This window comes from Microbacterium sp. 05N427 (assembly GCF_056397105.1).
This window is the reverse complement of sequence record NZ_JBFTMT010000023.1, coordinates 69,837-80,218: the sequence shown is the minus strand read 5'-3', so window position 1 is coordinate 80,218 and position 10,382 is coordinate 69,837. Positions and strand designations below refer to the sequence as shown.

Genomic DNA, 10,382 nt, shown 5'->3' with positions numbered 1-10,382 from the left:
GCGTCCCAGGGCGCCGTCGAGGACGCCGCAGGTTCCGCGCAGCCCGACCACGCCGCCGTCGCGCAGAGCGCGAACGACAGCCTCGCGGAGGCCGAGCGCGCCGCCGACGGGGCGGCCGCACGGGGCGAGGCTCCCGCCGCGGACCAGGCCGCCGTCGACCCCGATCTCGCCGCCTTCCACGCGGCCGAGGCCGCATACCCCGGAACGTTCGGTGGCACCTTCACCCCGCCGTCACCCGCCGAGACCCCCACCGTCGTCGCGGCGGCGGCCGCCACGGAGACCTCGACGTTCGAGCACGCGACCACCCGCGTCGACACCGTCGCCGACGCGCCCACGCAGGTGCTCGCTCCGGCCGTCATCACCCCCGGCGCGACCGACGTGCCGCCGCCCATCTTCGTGCAGGCGCCGGAGCCCCCGCGCGAGCGCGGCAACCGCGGCGCGATCTTCGGCATCGGCCTGCTCGCGGCCGTCGCCTTCGCGATCCTCTACCTCGGCACCGCTCTCGGCATCGCCGGGTTCGACGGCAAGGTCACCACCGACAGCATCGGAACGTACCTGCTCGACGAGCTCCGCAGCGCAGGCCTGTGGATCCCGGTCGTCGTGTTCGCCATCGGGTTCTGGCTGCTCGGCGGCATCATCAACCGCGGTCGCTGGGGCTACTGGGTCGTCTTCGGCATCATCGTCGGCGGGTTCGCGTACGGCGGGCATCTGCTCGGCGCGATCGGATCCGTCGAGTTCTGGAAGCTCGGTGCGACCCAGCTGGCCGACAACGTGAACGGTCAGCTGCTCGCCCCGCTCGCGATCGCCGCCTTCATCTTCGGCCGCGAGCTCACCATCTGGTTCGGCGCGTGGGCGGCCCGCACCGGCGCCCGGCGCACCGCTCAGAACGAGGAGGCGCAGCGCGAGTACGAGCGCGTCCTCGAAGCCGGCCCCCAGCTGCCCTAGCGGCGCCGGCCTGCCCTGCAGGAGAGCATCACGAACGAGTCCCCGCCGAACCCCCGCGAGCCACGGCCCGCGGGGGTTCGGCCTGTCCTCGCGTGGGCGATCGGGGTCATCTCGTTCTTCGCGCTGGCCATCATGGGTCTCGGCGTGCTCAGCCTCTTCACCGAGCGCGATCTCATCGCGGTTCCCCGGCTCGGCGAGCTGCCCGGCGTCGTCGGCATGGTGCTCGCGGTGGCCGTCTTCGCCCTGGCGCTGCGGGGGGTGCTGGCGGACCCCCACCCGTCGTTCGTCGCGACCGTGTTCCTCGCGCTCGGCGCGGCCCTGGTGCACCTGGGCGGCGTCTGGGGCACCGCGGTGGCGGAGGGCGCGGGCGCGGTCCATGCCACGGCGGCCGCGGGCCAGCTCGTGCTGGGCGGGGCGAGCGCCGTGATCGTGGTGGCGGCGCTGCTCGCCGCGTGGGTGGCGATCGCGCTGCGACGCACGGAGGCGAGGGCTCCGCGCTGGCCGTGGGAGAAGGACGACGACGAGCAGCCGTGATGCGCGTTCGTCCCGAGCGGGGCTGAGGCGGATCTCTGCGCAGCGGCACGGCACCCGATCTCGCGTGCCGTGACCGCCCTGGCGTGTCGGCGCCGTACGCTGGAGGCGTGGAGCGCTCGCTGGAGACGCAGGTGGACCAGGCCGTCGAGGCCTGGCTGCGCTGGGTGCCGCGCTGGGAGCCCTCCACGCACCGCGGACGGGTCGCGCCGTGCCGCCGCTGCCTGGGCTCTCCCGTGCTCTCGGCCGCGGGCATCGGCGGGAACGTGCCGCACGGCGTGCAGCACGGGCTCTCCACGCGCATCAAGACCATCGTCGATCACGCGGTCGCCGGGTACACCGCGCGGAACCTGCCCATGCTGCAGGGGGAGCTCGACCAGCAGGCCGCGCGCAACCGCGCCCGCGCCTACCGGCCCACCGAGGATCTCGAGCCCGAGTACGAGGGCATGCCGCTGGATCCGGATCCGGTCCCCGGCGCGCCGTTCCTGTTCACGCTCGCGGGCATGGCCGACGAGGATGCGGGGGAGCTGCCCCCGCTGCCGCCGCTCAGCGACGACGCGAAGGCCGCGCTGCGTCACGAGGTCGCACTCGCCGACGACTACGCGAACGTCGTGGGTCGCGAGATCTGCGGGCTGCTGCTGCGCCATCGCCTGCGGGTGCAGGCCGCGATCAGCGAGTACGTCGAGCCGCAGATCGAGGCGATGCTCGCCGAGCTCACCGAAGCGCTGGATTCGCCCTTCGATCCCGACTCCCTCTGATCGACCCCTGCGGGGTCCGCGAGAAACCAGATCCGGCATGAGACACACGTGCTGCGGGTAGGTCTCATGCCGGATCTGGTTTCTCGCCGAGGTGCGAGGGGGGCCGCGAGGCGCTGAGCGTTCGCTGGGAGCTGCGGTGCGGACTGGCGTCCGCACGCACGTATGGCTATCGTTTTTCGATAGATACAGATCGCTTTTCGATAGGAGCGCCATGCAACCCTGGATCACCACCGCACTCAAGGCGCTCATCGTCGTGCTGCTCGCTCTGCTGCTGGCGACCCAGGTGGCGCTCATCCCCGGCGTCGCCGCGTTCACCGCGCAGCGGAGTCCCGAGCTCGCTTACCTGGCCGGGCCCGGCATCGTCGGCGGGATCGTGCTGGTGGCGCTGGTCGAACTGGTGCTCGTGTGCGTCTGGCGGCTGTTGACTCTCGTGCGGCAGGACCGGATCTTCAGCTCAGGCGCGTTCCTCTACGTCGACATCATCATGGTCACGATGGCCGCCTCGGCGGTGCTGATCGGGGCTGCCGTGGTCGTGCTCCTGCTGGGGAACGCGGTGACCCCCTCGATCCTGCTGCTGGGCGTGGTCGGAGTGGTGATCGGCATCGCCCTCGCCCTGCTGGTCGCGGTGATGCGCGGGCTGCTGCGCAAGGCGCTCGAACTCGAGCAGGATCTCTCCGAGGTCGTCTGATGCCCATCGTGATCGATCTCGACGTGCAGCTCGCGAAGAAGAAGATGAGCGTGCAGGAGTTCGCCGACGCCATCGGCATCACGCCGGCGAACGTCGCCGTGCTGAAGAACGGCCGCGCAAAGGCGGTGCGGTTCACGACGCTCGACGCGATCTGCCGGGTGCTGGAATGCCAACCAGGAGACATCCTGCGCTGGACGGCGGAGGGCGCGGCATGACGCCCTCGGCGGACTGGGCGGCGATGGCGCTCAGACGACTGCGCGACGACGAGCACTGCCCGGTCTGCGACACCGCGGTCACCGGGCCCACCTGCCGTGCGTGCGGCGCCGACTTCCGCGGACAGCAGGCGCAGGAGCTGTGGTCCGCCTCGATGCAGGCCGCTGCAGCGCTCGCGCGCCGTGAGCAGCTGGTGGCGGCGCTGCCTCGGGTGCGCGTGGCTGAGGTCGCCGCACCGCTCGAGGCGCGCCCGGACGAGGCAGGCAGGGCCGTGTCCGTCGCGGGAATCCTCGGCGCGTCGATCCTCCCGCCGCCGGGGCAGGGAGGCCCCGCGCCTGCGCCAGAGCGGAGCACCTCGCTGCAGTCGCTGCTGTCCTTGGCCGGCGCGGGACTGATCGGCACGGCGGCGATCGTGTTCAGCTTCTTCACGCCGGATCTCGCGGGCGCGGCTCGCACCGCCATCGTCGGCGCGACGGGCGCTCTGTTCGTCGCCGGCGGTGTGCTGCTCGCCCGCCGGGGACTGCGTTTTTCCGCGGAGACCGTCGCGGCGCTCGCGCTGGTCTTCGCCGGGCTCGCCGCGCAGGGCGTCGTCGCGGCGGCGACGGGCGCGGACCCGTGGCTGCTCAGCGCCGTGCTGACCGCGGCGGGCTCGGCCGCGCTCCTCGCGGTCGCCGGCCGCGCTCGGCTGCGAATCTGGCTCTGGACGGGCGCGATCGGTCTCGCCGTGGCCCCGGCGATGCTGGCCGGCGTCGCGGGGATCGGTGATGCGGGGCTGCTCGCGATCCTCGCCGTCGCCTTCGTGGCGCTCGCCGAGGTCGCCGCGCTGCCACGGCTGGGGGCGCGGTTCCTCGTCGCGGAAGCGGCGGATCGCGCGGAAGCGGCGGATCGTGCGGAAGCGGCGGATCGTGCGGACACRCCGTTCGATCTCGAGCGCGGCTCGCTGATCGTGGCGCAGGCGGCCGCCGTGACGATCGTGATGCTGATGAGCGCCGCCCGACTGACGACTTTCCAGGGAACGACGCCGGTGCTCGCCCTGACCGCGGTGCTCGTCTGCGTGCACGCGCTGCTCGCCACGCACAACGGGGGAGCGGGCGCGTGGAGCGTCGTCGCAGGTGTCGCCGGTTCGGGCGCTCCCGTGCTCGTGGCGCTGAGCATCGCACCCGGGATGGGCATCCCCTGGTTCCTGGTGTCCTGCGCCGGGGGTGTCGGACTCGGGCTCGTCCTGCTCGGAGCCGTGCTGCCGCTGCCCCGCACCGCACGCCCTGCGGCGGTCGTCGGCGGCGGCCTCGGGGTCCTCGCCGCGGCTCTCGCACCGGGGGGCCTGTTCGCGGCACTCGCCGGCGGATCCGTCCTGGCGCGTCTGGCCGGGCGCACAGGGCCCGCCCAGGGGCCGGCGGCCGCGGTGTCCGCCGAGCTGGGGTGGGCGCTGATCGCGAGCCTCGTCATCGGCGCGGCCGCCCTCGGTGCCGTGGCGGTGCTGGCGCGCCGCCGGACGGCCGCGTTCCGAGGCGTGTTCGCCGCCCTGGCGATCGTGCCCGCTGCGCTCGCGGTACTGGCCCTCGGTGCGTCGCCGCTGCTTCCGGCGCCGATCCGCATCGGTCTGCTGCTCGTAGCCGCGGTCTCGGTGTCGCTGGTCGTGCGGGTGCCCCGGCGGGTCGGAGAGGTCGCGCGGATCCTGCTGCTCATCGCGGCCCACGTCGCGGTGGCACTCGCCGCCTTCGTCGGTGCCGAGGATCCGACGCTCATGCCACTCGCGGGAGTCGTGACCCTTCTCTCCTTCCTTGCGCTGGGCGCTGCGGACCCGGTGGGCGGACGCTTCCTGCTCGTGGGGGCGGGCTTCGGGTACGCGCTCGTGGTGCTCTCGTCGGCGCTCGCGCTGGCCGGCGTCGGCGGGGTCGCGCTGCTCAGCCTCACCGCGACGGCGGGGCTGCTCGCGGTCGCGGCGGTCACGGCGCTGCGGTCGGTGCCGGCCCGCTCCTGGCAGGCGATGCTCGTGGTGGCCTCGGCGCCGTTCGCGATCGGGGTGGCCCAGGTGCTGATCGAGCGCAGCGGCTGGACCGCGCTGCCCACCGCGGCGATGGCGGTGCTCGCCGCGCTGCTGCTGCGCACGCGGCGAGAAGGCGCAGCACCCGCGGTGCGACTGCTCGCGGCCGCCGTGATCGTTCCGGCGCTCGCGGTCTCGGTGCTGTGCCTGGGCGCGCAGGTGCTGCCGATGAGCGCCTCCCCGGTGGTGCTGCCGGCGATCGCCGCACTCGTGGCTGGCGTGCTGCCGCTCACCCGGCGGATCCGGCGGAGGCTTGCGGACCGTGGAATGGGACGCATCGTCGCGGCGCAGATCCAGACCGCGCTCGAGGCGGGTGCGCTGCTGACCGGGGCGCTCTCCGTCGTGCTGGCGCTCATGCGCGAGGCCGCGGGGTTCGGCACGGCGTGCGCCGTGCTGGCGCTGCTCGCGACGGGAGCGGGCATCGCGGCCGCGACCACCGGGCGACGGCACCTGCGAGCGATCGCCGCGGTCGCCGCCACAGGCGCACTGTGGTCGGCGTGGGCCGCGCTCGGCGTGACTCTGGCCGAGGCGTACCTGTTGCCGCCCGCGCTCGCCGCGGTGGCGTTCGGGACCGTGCGCGCTCTGCGGGGCGGGGCAGGGGCGATGTTCGCGGCGGTCGGATCCGCAGGCGCGATCGTGCCGGTGCTCATCCTCATCGGCGCCGGCCCTGCGCAGGCCTCGCCGTGGCGCACGGGGGCGCTGCTCGCGGTGTCGTGGCTGCTCGCGGCGGTCGCGGGGGTGCTCGCCCGGAACCTCCGCTCCGACGACGGGGGCGAGGACGGCGCGGCGCCGCGGGCATCCGTCGCCGCTCGCCGCCTGCGTCCCGTGGCGTCGTGGCTGGCGGCGGGCTCGGTCGTGGCGGGGCTGGCAGGGACAGCGCAGTCGATCCTGCTGGCGCGGGGGGAGGGGGTCGCCGGCCTGCTCCCGGCACCGCTGACCGCCGGTGCGCTGTTCTTCGCGTGCGTCGGGCTCGCGGCTGCGGGAGGCGCCGGCATGGCGGCGGGTGCGGCCGCGCTGCGAGCGGTGACCACCTCGGCCGCGGTGCGCGGCTCGCGCTGGTTGTTCGTGCCGGCACTCGTGGCGACGACGACGGGGGCCTGGCCCGCGATCCAACGGGACTGGCTCTCGATCTGGGGGATGTGGTCGCTCATGCTCGTGCTGCTGGCCGTGATGGCGCTCACGGCGCGCAGGGCTGCGCGCGGTGCGTCCGCCGTCGCGCCGGTGTGGATCCTGTTCGCCCTCGCTTTCGTGACCGCGGTCGTCGCCTGGAGTCCACGCGATCTGCGCGTGGAGTGGTTCTCGCTCCCGCTCGGGCTGTTCCTGCTCGCGGCGGGGATGCAGGGCCGCTTCGACCGGGACGCGGCGACAGCGCTCGCGGCGCCGGGGCGCGCGGCGCCGGGCCCCGGAGCGGCGACGCCCTCGCCGTCGTTCGCCGCCCTCCATGACTGGCCCAGGGGAGCGACCGGATCCTGGTCGCTGCTGGCGCCCGGCATCGTCGTGACGATGCTCGCGTCGGTCGTGTCGACGTTCACGGATCCGCTCACCTGGCGCGCGATCCTGGTCATGGTGTGTGCGCTGATCGCGATCCTCGTCGGCGCGACCCGACGTCTCGCAGCGCCGTTCCTCATCGGGCTGATCGTGCTGCCGATCGAGAACGTGTTCGTGTTCGCGGTGCAGATCGGCCGGGGGATCGAATCGATGCCGTGGTGGATCACGCTTGCGGTGATGGGAGCGGTGCTGCTCATCATCGCGACCACGGCCGAACGGCGCGCCGAGCGCGCCCCGATGGCCGCTCGTCTCCGCGACCTGCGCTGACGTGCCTCGCCCGCCCCGCCCCGGCGCGCCGTCCGGGCGCATTTGACCGGGCGTGTTACCGCGCATTACCATAGAGCGGGTATGCGTGCGTCTTGACGCGCGCGTACCGGGCTCCGGCACTCGTCGGCTCCGCCCCCACGGCATACCCACCACTCAAACGCACGTCGTTCTCGGCGTGCGGGCGGGTTTGATGTGAAACCCATCACGCTGTCACCGTGCAGCACAACAAGGAGAAGCAGTGCCAACTATTCAGCAGTTGGTTCGCAAGGGTCGTTCGCCGAAGGTCTCCAAGACCAAGGCTCCCGCCCTGAAGTCGAACCCGCAGCAGGCCGGCGTGTGCACCCGCGTGTACACCACCACCCCGAAGAAGCCGAACTCGGCGATGCGCAAGGTCGCTCGTGTGAAGCTCCGCAACGGTACCGAGGTCACGGCCTACATCCCCGGTGAGGGCCACAACCTGCAGGAGCACTCGCTGGTGCTCGTGCGCGGTGGTCGTGTCAAGGACCTCCCCGGTGTCCGCTACAAGATCGTCCGTGGCGCCCTGGACACCCAGGCCGTCAAGAACCGTAAGCAGGCTCGTTCCCGCTACGGCGCGAAGAAGGGTTGAGTTAGATGCCTCGTAAGGGCCCCGCCCCCAAGCGCCCCGTTGTCAACGACCCGGTCTACGGTGCTCCGATCGTCACCTCGCTGGTGAACAAGATCCTGGTCGACGGCAAGAAGTCCCTCGCCGAGTCGATCGTCTACGGCGCCCTCTCGGGTGTCGAGGCGAAGAACGGTCAGGACGCCGTCGCCACCCTGAAGAAGGCGCTCGACAACGTGCGCCCGACCCTCGAGGTCCGCAGCCGCCGCGTCGGTGGCTCGACCTACCAGGTCCCGGTCGAGGTGAAGCCGCACCGCGCGAACACCCTCGCCCTCCGCTGGCTCGTCAGCTACGCCAAGAGCCGCCGTGAGAAGACCATGACCGAGCGTCTCCAGAACGAGATCCTGGACGCCTCGAACGGCCTGGGTGCCGCGGTCAAGCGCCGCGAGGACACTCACAAGATGGCCGAGTCGAACCGCGCGTTCGCGCACTACCGCTGGTAAGAACCAGTCGGGCCGGGATCGGCGCYTCGACGAGCTCAGCGACCGACTGAGGTCCCTGAGCCTGTCGAAGGTCCGGTCCCGGCACCCCACACTTTCCTTCGTCGCGTGACGACAGCAAGAAGATAAGGACACCCCCGTGGCACAAGAAGTGCTCACCGACCTGAGCAAGGTCCGCAACATCGGCATCATGGCGCACATCGATGCCGGTAAGACCACGACGACCGAGCGCATCCTGTTCTACACGGGTGTGAACCACAAGATCGGCGAGACCCACGACGGCGCCTCGACGACCGACTGGATGGAGCAGGAGAAGGAGCGCGGCATCACGATCACGTCCGCCGCCGTGACCTGCTACTGGAACAAGAACCAGATCAACATCATCGACACCCCCGGTCACGTGGACTTCACGGTCGAGGTGGAGCGCTCGCTCCGCGTCCTCGACGGTGCGGTCGCCGTGTTCGACGGCAAGGAGGGCGTCGAGCCCCAGTCCGAGACCGTGTGGCGTCAGGCCGACAAGTACAACGTCCCCCGCATCTGCTTCGTCAACAAGATGGACAAGCTGGGCGCGGACTTCTACTACACCGTCGACACCATCGTGAACCGCCTCGGCGCCAAGCCGCTCGTGCTGCAGCTCCCGATCGGCTCGGAGAGCAGCTTCGTCGGCGTGGTCGACCTCATCGAGATGCGCGCGCTCGTCTGGGCCGGAGACTCGAAGGGCGACGTGACCATGGGCGCGTCCTACGAGGTGCAGGAGATCCCGGCCGACCTCAAGGACAAGGCTGAGGAGTACCGTCAGGCGCTGCTCGAGACCGTCGCCGAGAGCGATGACGTCCTGCTCGAGAAGTTCTTCGGCGGCGAGGAGCTCACCGTCGCCGAGATCAAGGGCGCGATCCGCAAGATGACCGTCGCCTCCGAGATCTACCCGGTGCTGTGCGGTTCGGCGTTCAAGAACCGCGGCGTCCAGCCGATGCTCGACGCCGTCATCGACTTCCTTCCGAACCCGCTCGACGTGGGCTCGATCGAGGCGCACGACCCCAAGGACTACGACACGATCATCGAGCGTCACCCCGACGCGAAGGACCCGTTCGCGGCCCTCGCGTTCAAGGTCGCCGTGCACCCGTTCTTCGGTCGCCTCACCTACGTGCGCGTGTACTCGGGCGAGCTCGAGTCCGGCGCTCAGGTCATCAACTCGACCAAGGGCAAGAAGGAGCGCATCGGGAAGATCTTCCAGATGCACGCCAACAAGGAGATCCCGGTCCCAGCGGTCACCGCCGGCAACATCTACGCGGTCATCGGTCTGAAGGACACCACCACGGGTGACACCCTCACCGACCCGGCGTCGCCGGTGGTCCTCGAGTCGATGACCTTCCCCGAGCCCGTCATCGAGGTCGCCATCGAGCCGAAGACCAAGGCCGACCAGGAGAAGCTGGGTGTCGCCATCCAGAAGCTCGCTGAAGAGGACCCGACGTTCCGCACGGAGCTCAACCCCGAGACCGGTCAGACGACCATCAAGGGCATGGGTGAGCTGCACCTGGACATCCTCGTTGACCGCATGAAGCGCGAGTTCAACGTCGAGGCCAACGTCGGCAAGCCGCAGGTGGCGTACCGCGAGACGATCAAGAAGGCCGTCGAGAAGCACGACTACACGCACAAGAAGCAGACCGGTGGCTCTGGTCAGTTCGCGAAGATCCAGTTCACGATCGAGCCCCTCGATCTCGGCGCCGAGAAGTCGTACGAGTTCGAGAACGCCGTGACCGGTGGTCGCGTGCCGCGCGAGTACATCGGATCCATCGATGCCGGCTTCCAGGACGCGATGAACGTCGGTGTCCTGGCCGGTTACCCGATGGTCGGGGTCAAGGCGATCCTGACCGATGGTGCTGCGCACGACGTCGACTCCTCGGAGATGGCGTTCAAGATCGCCGGATCGATGGGCTTCAAGGAGGCCGCGCGCCGCGCGAACCCCGTGCTGCTCGAGCCGCTGATGGCCGTCGAGGTCCGTACTCCGGAGGAGTACATGGGCGACGTCATCGGCGACCTGAACTCGCGTCGTGGCCAGATCCAGTCGATGGAGGACGCCCAGGGCGTCAAGGTTGTGCGCGCGTCGGTCCCGCTGTCCGAGATGTTCGGCTACATCGGCGACCTGCGTTCGAAGACGTCCGGCCGTGCCGTCTACTCCATGGAGTTCGACAGCTACGCCGAGGTCCCGCGCGCCGTCGCCGACGAGATCATCCAGAAGACCAAGGGCGAGTAAGCCCTAGGCCCTTCGTCTCGCTTCGCTCGCTCAGGAACCGGTCTCCGGATCCGG

At 71.2% G+C, this 10,382-nt stretch carries 9 protein-coding genes; all 9 read left to right on the top strand.

The genetic code is table 11. The annotated features are described in order from the left end of the window. A partial coding sequence (locus tag AC1DG4_RS17850) for an ABC transporter (protein ID WP_477421389.1) occupies positions 1–945 on the top strand: 945 nt, incomplete at its 5' end. A 144-nt stretch (positions 946–1,089) separates the two neighbouring features. Next, positions 1,090–1,479, top strand: a complete 390-nt coding sequence (locus AC1DG4_RS17845; protein ID WP_477376091.1) for a hypothetical protein — start codon at positions 1,090–1,092, stop codon at positions 1,477–1,479. Positions 1,480–1,586: 107 nt separating this feature from the next. Next, positions 1,587–2,234, top strand: coding sequence for a spermidine/putrescine ABC transporter substrate-binding protein (locus AC1DG4_RS17840; RefSeq protein ID WP_477376093.1), 648 nt, complete (start codon positions 1,587–1,589; stop codon positions 2,232–2,234). A gap of 211 nt (positions 2,235–2,445) precedes the next feature. Beyond that, the gene (locus AC1DG4_RS17835) at positions 2,446–2,922 is read left to right on the top strand and encodes a DUF2975 domain-containing protein (RefSeq protein ID WP_477376095.1); all 477 of its coding nucleotides are present in this window, start codon (positions 2,446–2,448) and stop codon (positions 2,920–2,922) included. Continuing rightward, positions 2,922–3,137, top strand: a complete 216-nt coding sequence (locus AC1DG4_RS17830) for a helix-turn-helix domain-containing protein (RefSeq protein ID WP_477376097.1) — start codon at positions 2,922–2,924, stop codon at positions 3,135–3,137. Before AC1DG4_RS17835 ends, AC1DG4_RS17830 begins: the two co-directional genes overlap by 1 nt. Next, complete coding sequence (locus AC1DG4_RS17825) at positions 3,134–6,994, top strand: SCO7613 C-terminal domain-containing membrane protein (RefSeq protein ID WP_477376099.1); 3,861 nt, start codon at positions 3,134–3,136, stop codon at positions 6,992–6,994. Before AC1DG4_RS17830 ends, AC1DG4_RS17825 begins: the two co-directional genes overlap by 4 nt. 238 nt (positions 6,995–7,232) lie before the next feature. Beyond that, a complete protein-coding gene (rpsL, locus tag AC1DG4_RS17820) occupies positions 7,233–7,601 on the top strand; it encodes a 30S ribosomal protein S12 (protein WP_013584051.1) in 369 nt (122 codons plus the stop codon). A gap of 5 nt (positions 7,602–7,606) precedes the next feature. Next, positions 7,607–8,077 (top strand): 30S ribosomal protein S7, encoded by a 471-nt coding sequence (gene rpsG / locus AC1DG4_RS17815; protein WP_045271034.1) that lies wholly within the window; start codon positions 7,607–7,609, stop codon positions 8,075–8,077. A gap of 136 nt (positions 8,078–8,213) precedes the next feature. Beyond that, positions 8,214–10,328 carry an elongation factor G gene (gene fusA / locus AC1DG4_RS17810; protein WP_477376102.1) on the top strand — a complete coding sequence of 705 codons (2,115 nt, stop codon included), beginning with the start codon at positions 8,214–8,216 and terminating at the stop codon, positions 10,326–10,328. Positions 10,329–10,382 lie beyond the last annotated feature (54 nt).